General features: G+C 40.1%; 20 protein-coding genes and 1 tRNA gene. 16 read left to right on the forward strand and 5 right to left on the reverse strand.

Going from position 1 to position 21,538, the window contains the following annotated elements; translation table 11 throughout:
- Window positions 1-75: 75 nt before the first annotated feature.
- A tRNA-Gln gene (locus QWZ08_RS00770) sits at window positions 76-149 on the reverse strand.
- Window positions 150-378: 229 nt separating this feature from the next.
- Between QWZ08_RS00770 and QWZ08_RS00775 the strand changes: the two genes are divergently transcribed.
- From QWZ08_RS00775 to rfbD, 4 genes are all read left to right on the forward strand, one after another.
- Window positions 379-1,026 carry a phosphatase PAP2-related protein gene (locus QWZ08_RS00775; RefSeq protein WP_290335246.1) on the forward strand — a complete coding sequence of 216 codons (648 nt, stop codon included), beginning with the start codon at window positions 379-381 and terminating at the stop codon, window positions 1,024-1,026.
- A gap of 518 nt (window positions 1,027-1,544) precedes the next feature.
- Window positions 1,545-2,516, forward strand: coding sequence for a hypothetical protein (locus QWZ08_RS00780; RefSeq protein WP_290335247.1), 972 nt, complete (start codon window positions 1,545-1,547; stop codon window positions 2,514-2,516).
- A gap of 146 nt (window positions 2,517-2,662) precedes the next feature.
- Window positions 2,663-4,801, forward strand: coding sequence for a prolyl oligopeptidase family serine peptidase (locus QWZ08_RS00785; protein WP_290335248.1), 2,139 nt, complete (start codon window positions 2,663-2,665; stop codon window positions 4,799-4,801).
- Window positions 4,801-5,691 (forward strand): dTDP-4-dehydrorhamnose reductase, encoded by an 891-nt coding sequence (gene rfbD / locus QWZ08_RS00790; protein WP_290335249.1) that lies wholly within the window; start codon window positions 4,801-4,803, stop codon window positions 5,689-5,691. Before QWZ08_RS00785 ends, rfbD begins: the two co-directional genes overlap by 1 nt.
- A gap of 91 nt (window positions 5,692-5,782) precedes the next feature.
- Here the strand turns inward: rfbD and argS are convergent, their stop codons facing one another.
- The gene (gene argS / locus QWZ08_RS00795; protein WP_290335250.1) at window positions 5,783-7,681 is read right to left on the reverse strand and encodes an arginine--tRNA ligase; all 1,899 of its coding nucleotides are present in this window, start codon (window positions 7,679-7,681) and stop codon (window positions 5,783-5,785) included.
- 17 nt (window positions 7,682-7,698) lie between these two features.
- On the opposite strand from argS, the gene QWZ08_RS00800 reads away from it, so the two are divergent.
- From QWZ08_RS00800 to QWZ08_RS00830, 7 genes are all read left to right on the forward strand, one after another.
- Window positions 7,699-7,947, forward strand: a complete 249-nt coding sequence (locus QWZ08_RS00800) for a hypothetical protein (RefSeq protein WP_290335251.1) — start codon at window positions 7,699-7,701, stop codon at window positions 7,945-7,947.
- Window positions 7,944-9,569 carry an ABC-F family ATP-binding cassette domain-containing protein gene (locus QWZ08_RS00805; protein ID WP_290335252.1) on the forward strand — a complete coding sequence of 542 codons (1,626 nt, stop codon included), beginning with the start codon at window positions 7,944-7,946 and terminating at the stop codon, window positions 9,567-9,569. Before QWZ08_RS00800 ends, QWZ08_RS00805 begins: the two co-directional genes overlap by 4 nt.
- A gap of 98 nt (window positions 9,570-9,667) precedes the next feature.
- Complete coding sequence (locus QWZ08_RS00810) at window positions 9,668-10,153, forward strand: hypothetical protein (RefSeq protein WP_290335253.1); 486 nt, start codon at window positions 9,668-9,670, stop codon at window positions 10,151-10,153.
- A gap of 121 nt (window positions 10,154-10,274) precedes the next feature.
- On the forward strand, window positions 10,275-10,739 hold the full coding sequence (locus tag QWZ08_RS00815) for a GtrA family protein (protein ID WP_290335254.1): 465 nt from the start codon (window positions 10,275-10,277) through the stop codon (window positions 10,737-10,739).
- 258 nt (window positions 10,740-10,997) lie between these two features.
- On the forward strand, window positions 10,998-11,408 hold the full coding sequence (locus tag QWZ08_RS00820; RefSeq protein WP_290335255.1) for a GtrA family protein: 411 nt from the start codon (window positions 10,998-11,000) through the stop codon (window positions 11,406-11,408).
- A gap of 190 nt (window positions 11,409-11,598) precedes the next feature.
- Window positions 11,599-13,515, forward strand: coding sequence for a molecular chaperone DnaK (gene dnaK, locus QWZ08_RS00825; RefSeq protein WP_290335256.1), 1,917 nt, complete (start codon window positions 11,599-11,601; stop codon window positions 13,513-13,515).
- Between the two features lie 447 nt (window positions 13,516-13,962).
- Window positions 13,963-14,922, forward strand: coding sequence for an SGNH/GDSL hydrolase family protein (locus tag QWZ08_RS00830; protein ID WP_290335257.1), 960 nt, complete (start codon window positions 13,963-13,965; stop codon window positions 14,920-14,922).
- A 327-nt stretch (window positions 14,923-15,249) separates the two neighbouring features.
- On the opposite strand, the gene QWZ08_RS00835 is transcribed toward QWZ08_RS00830, so the two are convergent.
- Window positions 15,250-15,492 carry a hypothetical protein gene (locus tag QWZ08_RS00835; protein ID WP_290335258.1) on the reverse strand — a complete coding sequence of 81 codons (243 nt, stop codon included), beginning with the start codon at window positions 15,490-15,492 and terminating at the stop codon, window positions 15,250-15,252.
- Window positions 15,493-15,647: 155 nt separating this feature from the next.
- On the opposite strand from QWZ08_RS00835, the gene QWZ08_RS00840 reads away from it, so the two are divergent.
- The 4 genes from QWZ08_RS00840 to QWZ08_RS00855 all read left to right on the forward strand — a co-directional run bounded on the left by QWZ08_RS00840 (window position 15,648) and on the right by QWZ08_RS00855 (window position 19,469).
- Complete coding sequence (locus QWZ08_RS00840; protein WP_290335259.1) at window positions 15,648-16,268, forward strand: OmpH/Skp family outer membrane protein; 621 nt, start codon at window positions 15,648-15,650, stop codon at window positions 16,266-16,268.
- 78 nt (window positions 16,269-16,346) lie between these two features.
- Window positions 16,347-17,813, forward strand: coding sequence for an APC family permease (locus tag QWZ08_RS00845; RefSeq protein ID WP_290335260.1), 1,467 nt, complete (start codon window positions 16,347-16,349; stop codon window positions 17,811-17,813).
- A gap of 10 nt (window positions 17,814-17,823) precedes the next feature.
- Window positions 17,824-18,435, forward strand: coding sequence for a DUF4254 domain-containing protein (locus tag QWZ08_RS00850; RefSeq protein ID WP_290335261.1), 612 nt, complete (start codon window positions 17,824-17,826; stop codon window positions 18,433-18,435).
- On the forward strand, window positions 18,435-19,469 hold the full coding sequence (locus tag QWZ08_RS00855; RefSeq protein WP_290335262.1) for a glycosyltransferase family 9 protein: 1,035 nt from the start codon (window positions 18,435-18,437) through the stop codon (window positions 19,467-19,469). The genes QWZ08_RS00850 and QWZ08_RS00855 overlap by 1 nt, the downstream gene beginning before the upstream one ends.
- A gap of 149 nt (window positions 19,470-19,618) precedes the next feature.
- On the opposite strand, the gene QWZ08_RS00860 is transcribed toward QWZ08_RS00855, so the two are convergent.
- On the reverse strand, window positions 19,619-20,248 hold the full coding sequence (locus QWZ08_RS00860; RefSeq protein WP_290335263.1) for a DUF4230 domain-containing protein: 630 nt from the start codon (window positions 20,246-20,248) through the stop codon (window positions 19,619-19,621).
- The gene (locus QWZ08_RS00865; protein ID WP_290335264.1) at window positions 20,249-20,815 is read right to left on the reverse strand and encodes a DUF4230 domain-containing protein; all 567 of its coding nucleotides are present in this window, start codon (window positions 20,813-20,815) and stop codon (window positions 20,249-20,251) included.
- 56 nt (window positions 20,816-20,871) lie between these two features.
- On the opposite strand from QWZ08_RS00865, the gene QWZ08_RS00870 reads away from it, so the two are divergent.
- A complete protein-coding gene (locus tag QWZ08_RS00870) occupies window positions 20,872-21,537 on the forward strand; it encodes a 2-C-methyl-D-erythritol 4-phosphate cytidylyltransferase (RefSeq protein WP_290335265.1) in 666 nt (221 codons plus the stop codon).
- Window position 21,538: the final 1 nt, after the last annotated feature.

Raw genomic sequence — 21,538 nt, forward strand, 5'->3', positions numbered from 1 at the left:
TGATATACAGTATGGATAAGGGTTTCAGCGAAAATAAAAATGGACAAACCGGGTCGAATTTCGATTTGTCCACTTTGGTTACCCGACCTGGATTCGAACCAAGACAGGCAGAATCAGAATCTGCAGTACTACCATTATACTATCGGGCAAAATTTCAGAGTGCAAACTTAAAGAAAAAATAAAACAAACCTTTTTTAAAATATTTTTAATTCTGCAAAAAAGGTAGCGTGTTGCTTGATGGGTTACAATGAATGCCGGCAACAATTTTTATGAAGAGGTCCGTGTGCTGCAATAAAACTCACTATTATAAGTTATAAACTGGTTGTTAATATTTTATCTTTTTTTACATTTTATCAAACAGGTAGTTATTTTTGCACCGTGAACAATGTAACGAGTTATGCTTATGATAAAAGCTATGGATGGGGCGACGCCTGGCAGGACAGGTTATTTCGTGCAAAGCTGATTATCGTCTTTGTGCTTTTTCTGACACAGCTTCTTTTGCTGCCTTCTTTTTTTGCTTTTATTGAAAAAAGAGATGGGGTAGTTTTAAATGACTGGTTGTTACAATATATTCCGGCACGTGATTTTTCGGTAGCTATTTTTATTTTGATATGGTCCGTTTTTTTGCTGGCCATTGTCCGCAGTGTGCAGGAGCCGGCAATTTTTTTACCCTTGCTGGCTTGTACTGTAGCCCTGCTGATGTTAAGGATTACCACGATCTACCTGTTTGCACTTGATCCACCAGAGGGATTAATTGTATTGAAAGACCCACTTACCAGCCTTACATATGGTGGGCGTGGACTGTTTATTACTAAAGATCTTTTTTTCTCAGGCCACACCAGCAACCTGTTTATGGTGTATTTACTACTTCCCAAAAAAAGAGATAAGTGGTTTGTGCTTGCCTGCTCGATAGCAGTTGGAGTGCTTGTTCTGATTCAACATGTTCACTATTCGATGGACGTTGCCGGGGCATTTATTATAACTTTCTTCCTGGTAAAAGGTGTTCGCAAATTTTTTGTCGTTTAGCCCGCGGTGATTTTTTTTCATAAACTGCTGTTGTTTAGTCAGATTCCCGTACAGTTACATGGTTATTAATGAATGTGAATTTCTGCTGCCTGACAATCCGAAATATCACATTCAAAGTCATTACCTGTACATCGGATGCAGTGCACACCCTTATGGTTTCTTTGATACTTCCGGCTTCCAAAAAATATTTAAGATAATATAATACAGCCGTTGTCGTTTCAGTGTGGTTGTTTAAAAAGCAGGTGATTCCTGTTGTGGATTGGTTGCTTAATATTAAATTAAAGAAGGAATTTGCACACGGGTGCATCGCTTTGCACCGGTTGATTGTTATATTTGTATGGTTTTAATACAAGACGCGGTTATATTTTCTGCGAACATTGTCCAGTCGCTGTAGTAAACATGTTTTAATAATGATCCGTTTAGAAATAGTTGTTAAGAACGTTACAATACTCTTTGTTTTATTTCTGCCGGCGCTAGCTGGCAGAGGACAGGATGTGTCTGCTGATAATCTACTGTCCATGACGGATTTACCTAAGGCTAAACTTTCATCTTATATCATAAAGAAGGGGTTTAAACATACCGGTAAAGATTTTATAAACGACACTTCATTTAATTTTTATCAGTTCAGAAAGCAGAGGGAAAAGGGTGATACAACGGTTGATTCTTCACTTCACTTTATAAATGAAGCCCAGTTAAAAGATGCTAATTGTATTATTTATCAAACTTCTGAGTTTACTGAATTCGGAGACTTGGTAAACCAATTAAAAAAGAAGGGGTTTTACACCAACCAGTCCGCCGACTCACTTTCCACACAACCGCTGATTTTTCAACACAATCAATATTTGGTACGTACCTTTTTTACGTTAAGCGACAGCACAAAATTGTTCAACTTAAGAGTGTCAAAAAATGTATTTCCAAATCCTAAAGATGTTGTGTATGCGGATGACTTGCTGGCATTTACATCGCATGAATCGCTGGTATATTATTTCGGGAAAAATAATGTAAAAAGTGATGTGTATTTCTTTTCTGAAAACGAAGTGAACCGTTGCTCGGTTTTATTTTTAAACACCAGCCGGCAGGTAGTATATATCTGGAAAGATGATATTAATAAATGCGGCATTGATCATTTGCTATTCGGTGGACAACAAAAATTAGCCAGCTTGTCTACAAAAGATAACTTTGTTGCTGAAAACAACTGGCTTTTTAAAAGTGGTGTACATGCCGGCATGAGCCTGTATGAATTAATAAAGCTCAATGACAACGACTTTAAGTTTTACGGAGCTAACTCTGCTAATTCTGGTTTAATATTGGCAGATAATAGCGGCAAACTGAATTTTAAAAAAGAAAATATTGTATTAAGCTGTATCAATTGCCGGGATGATAAATTTTCCAACATGCCTGTTATAAGTGCCAGCGATGCGCTTAGCGAAGAGAAGATTTTATTTGTGTTAACTATCTCCCTTACTCCTGAAACAAGCACAGTTCCCTGATAAAAGATAGATGCGTATTTGATTTGTTTTTTCGCTGCAATATGTCGTCGGAATGCAAAGCCGCAGATTACTTTAGCAAATGCTTTTTCACTTTGCAGTAAATTGTTTAATTTGAAAATCTTTCCCGCAGCTTTTAAAATCATTATATGCCAACGACCCAAAAAAGTATGTTGTTTCTGCTGGCAGGAACATTTTTTATTATGAATACAGTGAATGCGCAATTACAATACCCCGTTACAAAAAAGGTAGAACAAACAGACGATTATTTTGGCACCAAAGTAAGCGATCCCTACCGTTGGCTTGAAGATGACAAAAGTGAACCCACCAAAGAATGGGTGACTTCAGAAAATTTAGTTACGCAAAATTATCTTGGTAAAATTCCTTACAGGGCAAGCTTCCAGGAAGCAATAGAAAAAGTATTTAACTATCCAAGATATTCAGCCCCTTTTAAAAACAATGGATGGTTTTATTTTTACAAGAATGATGGTCTGCAAAACCAAAGCGTATTGTACCGGCAGTTTGGCCTGGATGGGAAACCGGAGCTGGTACTTGATCCCAATAAATTAAGTGCGGATGGAACTACCCGTCTGCAGCTTTTTGACTTAAGCAAGGATGGACGTTATGCAGCGGTAGGACTTAGCAAAGGAGGCAGTGATTGGCAAACCTATTATGTGCGTGACATGAATACCGGAACCAATTTGCCGGACGAATTAAGCTGGGTAAAATTTAGTGGATCGGCATGGAAGGGTAATGGCTTTTATTACAGCCGGTATCCTGAACCGCAAAAAGGCAGCAGTGATCTGAGTGCAAAAAATGAAAATCACCAGGTGTATTTTCATGTAGTGGGTACCAACCAGAAGGAAGATAAACTGGTGTATGAGAACAAAGAAAATCCGCAGCGCTTTGTGGGAGCCTCAACCAGTGAAGATGAACGTTATTTATTTTTAACCATCAGCGACAGGGGCAAAGGATTGGATGGCAATGCCGTTTATTTTAAAGACCTTTCTCTGGCAACCGACACAACATTCATCCCAATTGTAAAAGAAATTACCAACAGCGATTACCAGGTAATAGACAATACGGCAGACCAGTTTTTTTTGAAAACAAATGATGGTGCACCGAACAGTAAAGTGATAGCAGTGAACATTGCAAAGCCCGATATTGCAAATGCGAAAATAGTTATACCGGAAAAGCCGGAGCCATTGCAAAGTGCCAATACCGCCGGAGGCAGACTGTTTGTTGATTATTTAAAAGACGTTACCAGCCGCACGTATGTTTATGATTTAACAGGAAAATTATTGAATGAAATTAAATACCCGGGCCTGGGTAATGGTGGCGGTATAGGTGGAAAAGCAGATGACAAATTTGTGTTTTATGTGTTCACATCTTTTACTATTCCGCCTACCATTTATAAATATGATATTGCCTCTGGCACAAGCACTGTATTTCGCCAGCCCGAAGTAAGTTTTAGCCCAGCTGATTATGAAACGAAGCAGGTTTTTTATCCATCAACAGACGGAACTAAAATACCCATGTTTATTGTCAGTAAGAAGGGAGTTAAACTGGATGGCAACAATGTTACTTTGTTGTATGGGTATGGAGGTTTTAATATCAACCTGCAGCCGGCCTTCAGCGCAAGTTTATTGCCTTTTTTAAATGCAGGTGGGGTTTATGCGCAGGCTAACCTGCGTGGTGGCGGCGAGTACGGCGAAAAATGGCACAAGGCAGGGATGATCCTCAATAAGCAGAATGTGTTTGATGATTTTATAGCGGCAGGTGAGTATTTGATTCAGCAGAAATATACCAGCAATCAAAAGCTGGCGATTCGCGGAGGCAGCAACGGGGGGCTTTTGGTAGGCGCTGTTATCAATCAACGATCAGATCTTTTCAGGGTTGCCATTCCGCAGGTGGGTGTAATGGACATGCTGCGCTTTCACAAATTTACCATCGGTTGGAACTGGATTGCGGACTATGGCAGCAGTGAAAAGGACGAAGCCAGTTTTAAAAACCTGTATGCGTTTTCACCTCTGCATAATATTAAATCAGGTATCAATTATCCGGCGGTATTGGTAACAACGGCGGATCATGATGACAGGGTAGTGCCTGCGCATTCTTTTAAATACATTGCCACGCTTCAGGAAAAATACAAAGGCAGTAACCCGGTTCTGATACGCATTGATACCAACAGCGGACATGGCGCCAGCAACACTAAAAAGAACATTGAAACACTGGCCGATATCTATTCTTTCATTTTTTATAACATGGGTGTAACCCCTCAACTGTAATGAAAATTTTAATAACAGGATCTAACGGATTACTGGGTCAGCACCTGGTAAAAATGATACTGGACACAACTTCGTATGAGGTAATGGCCACCAGCAAACGGGAACCGCGGCTGGTAATACAGGATAGCCGTATTCACTATTATTCGCTCGACATTACCGACGGTATGGCGGTTAATTTATTGCTGGAAAAATTGCACCCCGACACCATCATTCATTGTGCTGCATTAACGCAGGTGGATGAATGTGAACAGGACCCCATCAAAGCATGGGAGATCAATGTGACGGCCACCCGTTTTTTGGTGGAAGCAGCAAAGCAAATCAATGCTTTTATGATTTTTGTTTCTACCGATTTTGTTTTTGATGGCATACATGGTCCATATAAAGAAACGGATGAAGTAAACCCGGTAAGTTATTATGGCAGTACAAAAGTAGCAGCAGAAAAAGCAGTTGCTGAAAGCGGATTGCCCTATGCCATTGTAAGAACCTGCCTGTTGTACGGCAATATTTTATTTGGTACCCGGAACAATGTCATCAGTTGGGTAAAAGAAAACCTGGAGCAGGGGCAGAAGATAAAAGTAGTAAGTGATCAATGGCGCACACCTACTTATATTGAAGACCTCGCCAAAGGTATTTTGCTGATTGCAGAAAAAAAAGTCACCGGACTTTTTCATATTTCCGGGAAAGATTTTTTAAGTCCGTATGATATGGCAATGGCCACAGCGGAATACCTGCATTTGGACGCCTCGCTGATTGAAAAAGTGGATGCGGCTGTTTTTACCCAGCCAGCTAAAAGGCCCGCTACTACTGGTTTTATAATAGATAAAGCGAAAAATGAACTTGGCTATGAGCCACTGAGTTTTAAGGAAGGGTTACAAAAGATGTTGTCTTGATAGAAACGTTGATGACGCTGATTTAAACGGATTTAAACGGATTTTTTTATCCGATTTATCCGTATTTGTCCGCCTGATCAGCGTGCCTATCCTACATTCTTTCCGGCACTTTTATTCCCATTAACTCCATACCGCTTTTTAATACATTGGCTGTCATAACGGCGAGCTGTAAACGCAGTTGTTTCTTTTCATCGCTTTCTGCATTGGCGATGGAGTGCTCTACATAAAATGAATTAAATGTTTTTGCCAGGTTGAAAACATACATCGCTATCACTGAAGGATTGTGTTCTGAGCAGGCTTGTTCAATTGCATCGGGGTATTGCTCCAATAACACAACAACATCTTTCTCCAGTTTAAGCAGGTCGGTTGCATCTATTGGGTTCTGGCTGATGATTGGTTCCTTGCGTAAAATGCTTTTAATTCTGGCATGAGTGTATTGTACAAATGGTCCGGTAAATCCATGAAAATCGATGCTCTCTTCAGGATTGAATACCATTGTTTTTTTAGGGTCTACCCGCAGCAAATAAAATTTCATAGCGCCCAGGCCAATGGTTTCATAAAGGTCTCTCAGCTCGGCTTCGGTAAAGTCTTTTACTTTGCCCAGTTCTTCAGTAAGGCGCTGCGAAGTGGCGATCATTTCATCTACCAGGTCATCGGCATCTACTACAGTTCCTTCACGGCTTTTCATTTTGCCGGTGGTTAATTCTACCATGCCGTAGCTTAAATGCAAAATGTTATCAGCGTTTGGCATGCCCAGTTTTTTGCAGATCAGCTGCAACACTTTCATGTGGTAATTTTGTTCGTTGCCGATTACATAAATGCTGCTGTCAATCTTAAATTCTTCATATTTCTGAAGAGCTAAACCAATGTCCTGGGTAATGTAAACGGAGGTGCCGTCTTTGCGTTGTACCAGTTTTTCATCAAGCCCGTCGGCGGTTAAATCAATCCAGATGCTGCCATCTTCTTTTTTAAAAAATACGTTTTTATCCAGGCCCTGCTGCACAATGGATTTACCCAGCAGGTAGGTATTACTTTCATAATAGATCTTATCAAAGTCGCTGCCAATGCGCTTGTAGGTAATGTCAAAGCCTTCATACACCCAGCCATTCATTTTTTTCCACAGGTCAATTACTTCCGGCTTTCCTTCTTCCCAGTCCAGCAGCATTTGTTTGGCTTCGGCTATTACTTTGGTATTGTTCCTTGCCAACTCTTTTATTTCGTCGTGCAGTTTGGCGATTTTTTCTTCGTCTTTTATTTCATCCAGCTTGGTTAAAGCGATGAGTAACTTATCCAGTTTTTCCAGCGCCGGTCCGCTAAAATCTGTCAGGTCGGCCAGGTTAATTTTGTTGATTAAGATCTGGCTTTCGGCTTTTAAATCATTTTCAAAGCGCACATAATAATCACCCACCAAATGATCGCCTTTAATGCCCGTAGATTGTGGTGTGGCGCCATTGGCGTACTTCTGCCAGGCAATCATGCTTTTACAAATGTGAATGCCACGGTCGTTTACAATGCAGCTTTTAATAACGTCGTATCCGCTGGCTTTGTAAATTTCAGCCACACTCCATCCTAAAAAATTATTTCGTAAATGACCTAAATGCAAAGGCTTATTGGTATTGGGAGAGGAATATTCTACCATAACTTTTTTGCCATTTTTTTCTTTATGGCCGTATGCCGCATTGCTATAATTTTCCTGAAGCAGATTGCTCCAGAAAGTATCCGGTATGGAGAGGTTTAAAAAGCCTTTGATGATATTAAAATCAGAAAATAAATCAGGGTGGTGCTGAACAAGATAGCCGCCCAATGCGTCGCCGATTACTTCCGGTGAAGTTTTCAGCGACTTCACCAGCGAAAACATTACAATGGTATAATCTCCTTCAAACTCAGGTTTGGTTTGGTTGATTTGAAAATCTTTTTCTGTATAGGGATGATTGTATAGGGCAGACAATGCGGCCGTTACATGCGATTTTATGGTGTTTACAATTGACATGCTGCAAAAATAATGAAATGAGGTTAGATGGTTTTGATGTTGTGGTTGTTACGCTGGTAATCACCAGCGATGCTGAAACGGCCTGTTCAAAATTAAACTTCGATCCATGGGCAACGGCTGCCAATTGCGTTGTCGCAAAAGAGGGCGATGCAAGTATGTTGCCATGGAAAACAATGCCCGGACTCAAAAAAATGCATTTGATTATTCATTTAAACATTATCCATTATCCATTATTCTTTACCTTTGCCGACATTTTAAAGTTATGATAAGTGCAAATAATGTGACCCTGGCCTATGGCAAACGGGTTTTGTTTGATGAAGTAAATATTTCTTTTACCAAGGGAAATTGTTATGGCGTTATTGGTGCCAACGGTGCCGGTAAATCTACTTTTATAAAAATACTGAGTGGTGAAATTGAGCCCAACAAGGGAACGGTAAGCATTTCGCCCGGCGAACGTATTGCTATGCTCAGGCAGGACCACTTTGGTTTTGACGAAGTATCTGTTTTGCATACCGTAATGATGGGCCACAAAAAAATGTGGGACCTGATGAATGAAAAGGATGCTATTTACCTGAAGGAAGATTTTACCGAAGCAGATGGCATGAAGGCGGGAGAACTGGAACATGAATTTGGCGAAATGGGCGGTTATACGGCTGAAAGCGATGCCGCACAACTGTTGAATGAGTTGGGTGTAAAAGAAGAAGTACACCAGCTAATGATGAAGGATATTGGTGGTAATGTGAAGGTGAGGGTGCTATTGGCGCAAGCGTTATTTGGTAACCCGGATATCTTATTGCTGGATGAGCCTACCAATAACCTCGATGTGGAAACCATCAGCTGGCTGGAAAACTTTTTGGCCGACTACCAGAACATTGTGCTGGTAGTGAGCCATGACCGTCACTTTTTGGATGCGGTTTGTACACACGTGGCCGACGTGGATAAACAAAAAATTAAAATTTATACCGGTAACTATTCCTTTTGGTACGAGAGTTCTCAACTGGCAGCAAGGCAGGCGAGTGACAAGAATAAAAAGCAGGAAGAAAAGAAGAAAGATTTGCTGGAATTTATCGCCCGCTTTAGTGCTAATGCTTCTAAAAGCAAGCAGGCTACCAGCCGTAAAAAGGCGTTGGACAAACTGGTTTTTGAAGATATCACGCCAAGTAACAGAAAATATCCCGGCATTATTTTTAAACCGGAAAGAGAGGTGGGTAACCAGATTTTGAACGTAGAAAAACTTTCCAAATCGGTTGATGGCAGACCCCTTTTCAGCAATATTACTTTTGATATAAACAAAGGGCAAAAGATAGCTTTCTTAAGCCGCGACCATGTGGCACTGACTTCTTTTTTTGAAATTATCAATGGCAGGATGAAGGCTGATCATGGCAAATATGAGTGGGGTACTACCATTACATCGGCCTATTTGCCTAACGATAACAGTGAATTTTTTACCGGCAGCTTAAACCTGATGGATTGGCTGCGCCAGTTTGTACCACCAAATACAAAGGATGTGGATGAAGATTTTATCCGCGGCTTTTTGGGTAAGATGTTATTTAGTGGAGATGAAATTTTAAAGAAAACAAATGTATTGAGCGGAGGTGAAAAGGTGCGTTGCATGATCAGCAAGATGATGTTGCAGAATCCTAACCTGGTTATATTGGATGAACCAACCAATCACCTTGATTTGGAAAGTATTACTGCGTTTAATGATGGCATGCTGACCTTTCCGGGTATTGTATTATTAACCACGCATGATCACCAGTTTATGCAGACGGTAGCCAACCGTATTATAGAAATTACACCAAAGGGTATGATTGACAGGCTGATGACCTACGACGAATACCTGGCCGATGAACGGGTGAAAGCATTAAAAGAAGAACTGTATACTTAACACTACTATTTGCCAGGCTTCTGATATTGAGATAATTAAGATCAATTGTATGATCTGGCATGATTTTTACAAAACATTCAAAAACCCAAATTAAATACATGAGAAAAATTATTTTAAGTGCAGTTGTTATGCTGCTTGTTTCTGCAACAGCCTTCGCTCAAAGAGGTGGTCATACTGATTATAACACATCCGATAGTTATACGACTGCAGTTGGCGTTAAATTTTACCCCGGCGCTTTAACCATCAAACATTTCGTAAATGACAATACTGCACTGGAAGGCCTGGCATATTTCTGGAACAGGGGTGCAAGAATCACCGGGCTGTATGAAATTCACGGCAATATCAATGGGGCAGACGGTTTGAAATGGTATATCGGTCCGGGAGCGCATGTGGGATTTTATAACACGAAATATGGCGGCGGTTCTTCTATAGGGGTAGATGGTGTTTTAGGACTTGATTATAAAATTGGAGGAGCACCTATCAATTTGTCGCTCGACTGGCAGCCGTCATTTGAGTTTGGCAACAATTATGGCAACGGCTTTAGCGGAAACTGGGGCGGGTTTGCCATCAGGTACACATTTTAAAAGCTTTTAACACATTAATTTTGAAAATATCCGGTGAAAGCTGGATATTTTTGCTATTTCGACAGACTGATTTTATATTATCTTCGTTATAATACGTATGATTAAACATGGCCTTATATCCTTGATAGATTTTTTTTACCCGCTTTTTAAGAAGGTGATGCCTCTTCAGACTTTTCGGTATGCTGCCTGCGGGTGTATTAATGTAGTGCTGGATATCGGTTTGTTTTTTGTGTTTTTTAATTACGTTTTTCGCAAGCAGGTGTTGCACTTGGGATTTTTTAGTTTTCAACCTCACATAGCTGCCTTCATTGCTTCCTTTTTTATCACTTTTCCTGTTGGATTTTTAACGTCCAAATATATTGTTTGGACGGAATCAACTATGAGAGGGCACGTTCAGCTATTCCGGTATTTTGTAATTATACTGATGAATTTTTTTATCAACTATATTTTTATAAAACTCTTCGTGGAATTTTTTCATATTTATCCTACTATCGCAAAAGTGTTGACTACCGTAATTGTAGTGTTGTTCAGTTACCTCAGTCACAAGCATTTTACTTTTAAAGTAAAAAATCTTCAGGAAGTTTAATAGACACTTGTCCGCCAATATGTAGCAACCGGTTTAGCTTCGTCTTTTCTGGAAGGAATATATTTTTCTGCTGAAAATAGTTTGTCGCAAATCTGTAATAGGGTTAAAAAACATCTTTTCGCCCAACAGCCCTTTTTCGATGCTTTTTAAACATATATCTTCGCGGCCACAAAGGATATGATAAATTTTATTTTTACGCTGATTGATTTTTTTTACCAACCATTTCGGAGGCTAATACCCCTTCAGACATTCAGATACATGGCATGTGGAGGCGGCAATATGGCATTAGATATTTTTCTCTTTTTTATATTCTACAATTTTGTTTTTCAAAAGCAAATATTGCAACTTGGTTTCTTTGCCTTTCAGCCACATACTGCGGCATTTCTCACTGCGTTTTGCATTACTTTTCCCATCGGTTTTTTATTGTCAAAATACATTGTATGGACCAACTCGATAGTAAAAAGCCACGTCCAATTGTTCCGGTATTTTGTTATTGTAATGGTCAATTTATTATTCAATGTTTTGTTTATCAAATTACTGGTAGAGTACTTCCACTTTTACCCTACTGTTGCGAAAATTATTACAACTGCCATAAGTGTATTATTTAGCTATTTAAGTAGCAAGCATTTTACATTTAAAGTAAAAAATGACCCTTCTTCCAGCCGCTAAACCTCTTTGATACTCTGTGAAGGGTTTTTGAACATTTATAGATGGCATTCGTGCGACCCCATATCTCCAATAAACTGCTGGTGTTAAAGCAAGTCTTGAAAGTGAAATGGAATGAACCTGCCATTTTTTCACCCAAAACCTTATGGCATAATCATTGAACATCTACCTTGAAACAAAAAAATAATCAATCATGGGTAAGATAATAGGAATAGATTTAGGAACTACGAACAGTTGTGTTTCCGTAATGGAGGGCAGCGAACCTGTAGTAATTGCGAACGATGAAGGTCGCCGCACCACACCTTCTATTGTGGCTTTTCTTAAAAATGGCGAGCGTAAAGTAGGGGATCCTGCAAAGCGCCAGGCCATTACCAATCCGCACAATACCATCATGAGCGTGAAACGTTACATGGGGCACAAATGGAATGAAGTTACAAGTGATATCAGCCATAGTAGTTACAAAGTGGTAAAAGGTGACAATGATACAGTTCGTATAGACATAGATGGCAGGATGTACACGCCGCAGGAAATAAGTGCCATGATTTTGCAGAAAATGAAAAAAACTGCAGAGGATTATCTTGGTTCAGAAGTTACTGAAGCCGTTATTACTGTTCCGGCATATTTTAATGATGCACAACGCCAGGCAACAAAAGAAGCCGGTGAAATTGCGGGCTTAAACGTACGCAGAATTATCAATGAACCTACCGCAGCTGCATTGGCTTATGGTTTGGATAAAAAGCACCAGGATCAAAAGATTGCCGTATTCGACTTAGGTGGTGGTACATTTGATATCTCCATCCTGGAATTGGGCGAAGGCGTTTTTGAAGTAAAGAGCACCAACGGTGATACCCATTTGGGTGGTGATGATTTTGATAAAGTGATCATGGATTGGCTGGCGGAAGAATTTAAAAAAGATGAAGCCATCGACCTGCGTAAAGATCCAATGGCATGGCAGCGTTTAAAAGAAGCGGCAGAAAAGGCTAAAGTGGAATTATCTTCTTCTTCTGAAACAGAAATCAACCTGCCTTATGTTACCGCTGTGGACGGTGTGCCAAAGCATTTGGTTAAAAAGTTTACCCGTGCACAATTTGAAAAATTATCTGATGAGTTATTTTCAAGATGTTTAAAACCTTGTGAACTGGCCTTGAAAGATGCTGGTTTAACAATCAACGATATCAACGAAGTTATTTTGGTGGGTGGTAGTACCCGTATTCCTAAAGTACAGGAAATTGTAGAAAAGTTTTTCGGCAAAAAAGCCAACCGCAGTGTTAACCCGGATGAAGTGGTTGCCATTGGCGCTTCAATACAAGGCGGAGTATTATCAGGGGATGTAAAAGATGTTTTGTTGTTAGACGTTACGCCATTAAGTCTTGGTATTGAAACCATGGGTGGCGTTATGACGAGGTTGATTGAAAGCAATACAACCATTCCAACCAAAAAATCTGAAACCTTTAGTACTGCAAGTGATAACCAGCCCGGTGTTGAAATACATGTACTGCAGGGTGAAAGGCCTTTAGCCAACCAGAACAAGAGTTTGGGTAAATTTAATTTAACCGATATACCTCCCGCACCCCGTGGTGTACCACAGGTAGAAGTAACTTTTGATATTGATGCAAACGGTATTTTACATGTTACTGCAAAAGATAAAGGCACAGGCAAAAGTCATAATATACGGATTGAAGCAGGCAGTGGCTTAAGCAAAGAAGAAATCGAAAAGATGAAGAATGAAGCTAAGGCAAATGAAGCGACTGATAAAGCTGAAAAAGAAAAGATTGAAAAAATTAACCAGGCTGATAGTTTAATATTCCAAACCGAAAAACAATTGAAGGAATATGGTGATAAAATCAGCAGTGGTAAAAAAGCACCAATAGAAGCCGCCCTTACTAAATTAAAGGAAGCCCATAAGGTACAGGACCTGTCACAAATTGATTCGGCCGTGGCAGAAATGAACGCAGCATGGACAGCAGCCAGTGAGGAAATGTACAAGGCAACTCAGGATAACGCAGGTGCGCAACAACCACAGGGTAATGCCGGCGGAGAGCAGGCCGCGGGAGATGGTAATGCCAATGCAGAAAACGTTACAGATGCTGAGTTTGAAGAAGTGAAGTAGTGTTGTAGTGAAAATAAAAAGGAAGACCGCAGCGATTAAGTTGCGGTCTTTTTTATTTAGTTAAGTTAATATATGCAGCGGTAATTGAATTTACAATAGCAGATCCCTGAGATCACTGGAACGGCCGCGAGGTAACCCACAGATGATCGTCCCTTCCGAACACCAGCACCAACAGCGGCAGCAAATGCTACTAACCCTTACAGTGATGATAGAAGGAACTTTAAATAAAAATACTAAGTCCTCCTTGTGCATGCAATGTTTCCCCGACGTCGCTTAATCTAGTAGTTGATGGCATACCGGGAAACCCGAAAGTAATCCATGCAATATACATACGCTCATCGTTTTGCCCGTTTCAGTCAAATTACATACCTTTATAGAGTCTGAAATCTTACCCAATTACACCTGCGTCCTTCCTGTTATTTTTTTATTGGAAAATTATATAATGTTATGAAGATTCAATTTCTTCTTAAGCTTCTTTGTGCGGGTGCTTTTTGTACGTGGTATTCTGCAGCTGCACAAAAAAAGGTGGTAATCATGGGCTCTTCAACGGCTGCTGGTTTTGGATCAAGTACCTATCAGTTGTCCTGGGCAGGCAGGTTGGAAGAGAGTTATAATATCAACAAAATGGATGGAGAAGATACTGTTTTTTACAATCTCGCAGTGGGGGGGTATAACACTTACCAGGAATTGCCGGCTGGCTATACCCAACCGGCGGGTCGCCCTTCCCCCGATCCGCTGGCAGATGTAACCAAAGCCCTGGGTTTCCATCCTGATATTGTTATCATCAATTTGCCCAGCAACGATGTCGGCGCCGGTTTTTCATTGACGGAAACGATGTGTAATTTTCGGCTGATGTACAACACAGTCACAGCCGCTGGCGCAAAATGTTATATCACCACCACTCAGCCAAGGAACGATTATAATATTGCACAACGTCAGGCCTTGCTGGTAATGAAAGACTCTATCCTGGGCGAGTTTGGAAATTTTGCAATAAATTTTTGGGATGATTTGGTGACTGGGGATGGCCTGAATATGCTCAGGGAGGACAGACGGAGCCCTGGCGGCCTGGTGCATCCGAACGATACAGGCCACAATTATCTTTTTAAGAGAGTAAAGGATAGTAATATTTTTGATGCCACTTCTGTAAATAGTCTCATAAATATTACCAAAATGTACAGGGAGAATAGCGGTGACAATTTAATAGCAGAGATTAGCTTAATTGGTAACCAAAATGTTTTGATGACTATTTACAATATCGCAGGCATATTGATGCAACAAAAAAAATGGTATTTACCTCAACCTTCAGAAAGGATGATTGTGCCGATAGCAGCTTTACCAATCGGAATATATTTCTTTAAGCTTAGCACTGGTAATAGTACTGCTGCAATAAAGGCTTTTATTAAATAATGAACAATAAATTCTATGATGATTGCTTCCCCGGTTTATTTTTAGGTTTAAATAATTAAAACGGATACAACATTATTAATGGTGACCGCAGCTGAGTAAAAAAAACTGCCAAAGAATTATCGTACCAACCAAATACCCCATGTAAATCTTCAAACCTTCAGCACAGCATTGACGAGGGACGCATGGAGGCAATTGTATTGCCGTTATTATGCCGTGGTCATCTTTCCGTCAATATCCTCCTTAAGGAACCCACCAATTAAGAGGTCTTGCATCAGCGTAAGTATGCAGTTGAGAGGACTATGTCAGATGATAATACCCCTCCAACAGTCAGCTGGTTGTTTCTTCACTATGATTTCTTTTGTAATCATAATCATCATAAAAATATTCGTCAAAGGTCCGTTCTGATGGTGTACCATCTTTCAGGATTTTATATACCATCCACAGTAATAAGAAGGGAGAGGCCAGGTACATTACGGCGATTGTATTATCATAAAAGCCGAGGAGTACCGCAGACTGGTAAATAATCAGATAGCTGGTTACAATCGCAATGGGCCATTTAATCTTTTGCATAAAAATAGTTGAGTGGTTTAAAAACGTATTGAAAATAAGTGTGATAAAAGTTAAAATATCAATTGGCATGCCGCTGTTAACCCTTTCCTAAATCTCCACACCTGTTTATTGAAAAATCTCAGTTTGTGGTTAACTTGCCACAAATAAGCCATCGCATGAAGCAACTTTCCTTAGCAATAAATATTTTACTTACAGCAGCCGTGGTGGTACTGTTTTACCTGCATTTTGAAGGCAATAAGGGCAACCTCACCGAGGCTGAAAAACACACCAGCAACTATTGGGTTAAAGACAGCTGCGGAGACAATATTCCGGTAGTAGCTTATGTAGAGCTGGACTCACTGAACAATAATGTATCGTTTATTAAAGTGCGTAAGAAAGAACTGGAGGCTGAACAAAAAAGCATTGCACAGGAGTACGAAAATGCTTACCGTTCGCTGACGGCAGAAAAGGACGAATTTTTAAAAAAGGGCAATGCCATCACACAGCAGGAAGCTGAAGCGTTCCAGGCAAAGCTGGGCCAAAAGCAACAGCAGATTGAAAATAACCGCCAGGTGAAAGGTCAGCGACTGGCAGAAAAAGGGGCTAAAATTATGGAAGATATGCAAACCCGGGTAAGGGCTTTTATGAAAGAATATAATAAAACAAAAAACTACAGTTATATTTTAGCAACTGGTACCGGATTAGATTATTTATTTTTTAAAGATTCAACCTTAAATATTACCAATGATGTAATTAAAGGTTTAAACCAGCAAATGAAGGAAACGGTTAAACAATAATTCCGATCAATTTATATATCTTCATTCCCGTTACAATGTAGCGGGATTTTTTATTATACAAGATTTTACCAGCTTATTATGGATGAAAAAATAACTTCGTTTAAACCCACCCTGAGTTTGTTTGATGCTACGATGATTGTTGCCGGCTCCATGATAGGGTCCGGTATTTTTATTGTAAGTGCAGATATTACACGAAATATAGGCAGTGCCGGATGGCTTATTGCGGTATGGCTTATCACAGGATTTATGACGCTTACGGCAGCATTAAGCTACGGCGAACTGAGTGCTATGTTTCCTAAAGCGGGCGGTCAGTATGTGTACCTGAAAGAATCTTATAACCCGCTGGTGGGTTTTTTATACGGCTGGAGTTTTTTCGCCGTGATCCAAACAGGCACCATTGCAGCCGTTGGGGTAGCTTTTTCTAAATTCGCTGCCTATCTTATTCCAGCCTTAAGCGAAGACAATAAAATAATCCAGGTACAAACTGGCACAGACGCCTGCAACGCACCCGTTTTTTTCAGCATCAGCGCAGCGCAGATAGTAGCAATATTGCTGATCATGCTTTTAACTTATACCAATACAAAGGGGGTAAAGGGAGGCAAATGGATTCAAAATATTTTCACTTCGGCAAAATTATTATCACTTTTCGGATTGATCCTTGCCGGCCTGCTTGCTTTCAATCCGGCAATATGGCATGCCAACTGGGCCAATGCCTGGCACGCTACCAAAACCTCGTTGCTGGATGTATGTAACTCCAGTGCAGGTTTTTCTGTTGCAACTATTACCGGTACTGCATTACTGGGCGGTATTGCCGCGTCCATGGTGGGGTCGGTTTTTAGCAGCGATGCCTGGAACAATGTAACTTTCATTGCCGGCGAAATTAAAAATCCCAAAAAAAATATTGGCCTCAGTTTATTTTTAGGCACACTGATCGTTACCGTATTGTATGTTTCTGCCAATTTGGTTTACCTGGCAGTTTTACCAATGGATAGTATTGCGCACGCTGATAAAGACAGGGTAGCTGTTGCTGCCAGTAATGCAATCATGGGTAATATTGGTACTTACGTGATTGCAGTTATGATCATGATTTCAACCTTTGGGTGTAATAATGGATTGATATTGGCGGGCGCTAGAGTATACAATACAATGGCAAAGGATGGACTCTTTTTTAAGCAGGCCGCAACGCTTAATAAAAATGCTGTTCCGGGTTTTGCCTTGTGGATACAATGCCTGGTGGCAGCCCTGCTGTGTTTAAGCGGCAAGTACGGTGACCTGCTGGACATGATTTCGTTTGTGGTAGTAATGTTTTATGCACTCACCATTGCAGGTATCTTTATTTTAAGAAAAAAGATGCCCGATGCAGAAAGACCATATAAGGCCTTTGGTTACCCCATACTGCCGGCCATCTATATTGTAATGGCCATCGCTTTTTGTATTTTACTGATTGCTTTTAAACCGGCATTTACCTGGCCGGGGCTGATAATTGTACTCATTGGCATCCCTATTTATTATATTGCAGTGCGAAATAAAAAGGTAAACGGATAATTTTTTTAGAATGATGATAAGTGAATTGTGCAATACTATTTTCGACCGCAGTATTAATGACTATCATGTGGAGGATAGTGTAGAAATGCAGGTTAAAAATCCATATACTGCGGCTACTTTAGAGCACCTATTGTACACAAAGAACTGGATAGATACCGTACAATGGCATTTGGAAGATATAGTTCGTAACCCGGATATTGATCCTGTAGACGGTCTTTCTTTAAAAAGAAAAATTGATGCCTCCAACCAATTGCGGACAGATATGGTAGAATATATCGACAGTTATTTTTTAATCCAGTACAAAGATATTCAGCCCAAAAAAACGGCCACCATTAACACAGAAAGCCCAGCCTGGGCAATTGACCGTTTGTCAATACTCGGCCTTAAAATTTATCACATGAATGTGGAAGTACACCGCCGCGATGCCAGTGCAGAACACATCATAGCCTGCACGGATAAACTGGCCATTTTAATGGAGCAACGAAAGGACCTTTCGGCTGCCATAGACGCATTGCTTGCAGATATCGCAGGTGGCGATAAATACATGAAAGTGTACAAACAAATGAAAATGTACAACGATCCCGGATTAAACCCTGTTTTGTACCAACAGCAAACTAAGTAGTGCAGCAATCACAACATATACTGGTAATCCGTTTTTCAGCAATGGGTGACGTTGCAATGACTGTACCGGTAATAAAAGCGGTGCTCACCCAAAATCCGCAGGTAAATATTACGGTTGTATCCAATGCTTTTTTTCAACCGCTTTTCGAAGGAATAGATCGTTGCCATTTTTATCAGGCTAACCTAAAGCAACAGCACAAGGGGATTGGTGGCATTTTCAGGTTGTATAAAGAGCTTAAAAAAAATGCTCAAATTAATGCCATTGCTGATCTGCACAATGTATTGCGTTCTTCTATTCTGAAATTATTTTTTAGATCAGGGGGGTACAAGATAGCCACCATTGATAAAGGCAGAGCTGAAAAAAAAGCGCTGACCAGGAAAGAGAATAAAGTTTTTCAACCACTTACTACCACGCATGAACGTTATGCTGATGTTTTCAGACAGCTTGGACTTGTTGTGGATATAAAAATGCAAATACCTGTTTTTAATAAGAGACGAATTCCTGCGGCAGTAGCAACACTGTTGGAAACAGGTAAAAAAATAATTGGCATAGCGCCCTTTGCACAATACAAAGAAAAAATGTACCCGCTTGAAAAAATGCAGGCAGTCGTTCAACTACTGGTAGCAGAAAATAACAGCGTATTGCTTTTTGGTGGTGGCGAAAAAGAGTCAGCTGTTTTGCAGCAATGGGAAAATGATCTCGAAAATGTACATTCGGTAGCTGGTAAATTTTCATTTGCAGAAGAACTTGCTATCATCAGCAATTTAAGTACAATGGTCAGTATGGATTCTGCCAATATGCACCTGGCGGCTTTGTTTGGTGTTCCGGTAGTCAGTATTTGGGGCGCTACTCATCCCTATGCAGGGTTTACCAGCTGGGGTTTATTGCCTGAAAATATAGTGCAGGCAGATTTATACTGCAGGCCTTGTTCCGTATTTGGCAATAAGCCCTGTTACCGAGGTGATCATGCTTGTATGCAGATGATTACACGGGATATCATACTTGAAAAAATAACAGGGATGTCTGATGTCTGATTTTTTGATGTGATTTTGGTGCTGTATTAGGGTTGCCGGGAAAAAATGAACTCACTAACGTTACAAAAAAATAGAGTCTTCTATGTTCTGTGATATTTTAGTTTCGTAAGAAATCAGATATCAGCGATGAAAAAAATCAGACATAAAAATCAGCTTCCAACTGTCACTGTTACTTTCTTAAAACCTGCATCCCGTAAAAAATTTTCCATAATCAGTTTTGCTTTGTCGCCGGCTTTTTGGATAATATTTTGTCTCAAAACAGTAATAATCAGTTTGTCTTTTAATTTTTGTTTTACAAGTCTTACCTCATCGTCACTCCATACACCCGTTTCTTCAAACGTTTCAAAATCGGAAGGATTAAGAATAACCTGTAATAGCACAGCTTTGGGCAGACTCACCGAAACGGAATCACCCTTCACAAATATGTTTTTATCAGAGAGTTTGGCGAGATCTACTCCAGCCAAAACCTTTCCTTTTCCAATCAGTATTATTTTTTTATCAGGAAATCTCATGCCCGGTATGGATGGCACCAATGGGCCGGAAAAAACAGGTGCACCTTTTATTGTTTGCTCAATTACCACTTCATTATAGGCCGTGATGGTAATCAACTGCGCCAGTGCATTTATTTCCTTTATAACAAGGGGAGTGTTATCAATTTCAAGTGGCTGACTCGTAAATACATCTTTGAACGAAGGCAGCCATTTTATTTGCTGCAACAAAAAAACAGTTGCAAGCAACAGCAATATAAGCCACAGATACCTGGTAATAGTTTTACGCATTTAATTTTTTGTGCTGCTGGCGTTATCAAAGTGAATGGTTATTTTTTCATATCCCAGCCGGTGTAAAAAACTATTTACAAACAAAGCAGCATTCGTTTCTGCTGTTTGTAAAATACCGAGTTCAGCTACACTTGCTTTTACCTGGGTTTCTGCCTGTATTGCCAGTGCGTTTCTTTCTTCTCCCGAAAAAGGTTGCCGTAAAACGTCGATGGATTCGTATTCCTCCACAATATCTTCCGGCTTAATGTTTACAGCAATCATTTTGGAATGTGGCAGTGTAAGGGTAATATTTTTTCCTTCAATTTGCACCTGTTCACTTTTAATAGCACTCAGGTCAATACCCGCAGTCAGTGTGGCTTTACAACTCATCAGTATTTTTCTGTCGCCTATTTTATACCAGGTTTTATTGTCGCTGGCTTTTATAATTTTAGTCACAACATACTCCACCGTTGCGAGGTCGCTCATTTGCTGTAAAGCCATTACCTGTTGTAGCCGCTGCTCTTTTTTATTGCAGGCTGAACAATAAAGAATCAGCAGTAAAAAGGGGCAGTATTTTTTAAAAAGCATGGGTGCAAAATAATTACTAATCTTTATTGTACCCGAAAAATTATAATTTTGCAGTAATGAAAAAAGTAGCAGTAATAGTGGCCGGTGGTAGCGGCACAAGAATGAACAATACAACTCCTAAACAGTTTTTGCTTATTAAAGGCAAACCGGTTTTATATTATACGCTGAAGACGTTTTTAGATAGTTACAAAGATCTTGAAATAATTTTGGTACTGCCGGAAGAGCATATTGCGGCAGGCCAGGAAATCATAGATGCATTTTTTGATTATAAAAGAATTCAGATTACAGCGGGCGGACGCACCAGGTTTCATTCTGTACAAAATGGGCTTGCTTTGATAACAGATGAATGCATGGTGTTTGTACATGATGGCGTAAGATGCATGCTCACAAAAAAGCTAATCAAGGTTTGTTACGAGGCGGCCCTTGAATTCGGTTCTGCAGTGCCAGTGACAGAATGCAAAGACAGCATCCGCCTGATAAAAGAAGATGACAACGAAGCTTTTGACCGCAACAGGGTAAAGCTCGTGCAAACACCGCAAACCTTTCACAGTAAAATTTTATTACCTGCTTTTAAAATTGACTACAAAGATAAATTTACAGACGAGGCAACCGTTGTAGAAGCTTTTGGTTTAAAAGTATACCTGGTAGAAGGCGAAGAAGACAATATCAAAATTACCCGGCCAATTGACCTTGTAATAGCCGAAACACTATTGGCTGAATAAT

This window comes from Ferruginibacter paludis, from assembly GCF_030409685.1.
Taxonomy (GTDB): domain Bacteria; phylum Bacteroidota; class Bacteroidia; order Chitinophagales; family Chitinophagaceae; genus Ferruginibacter; species Ferruginibacter paludis.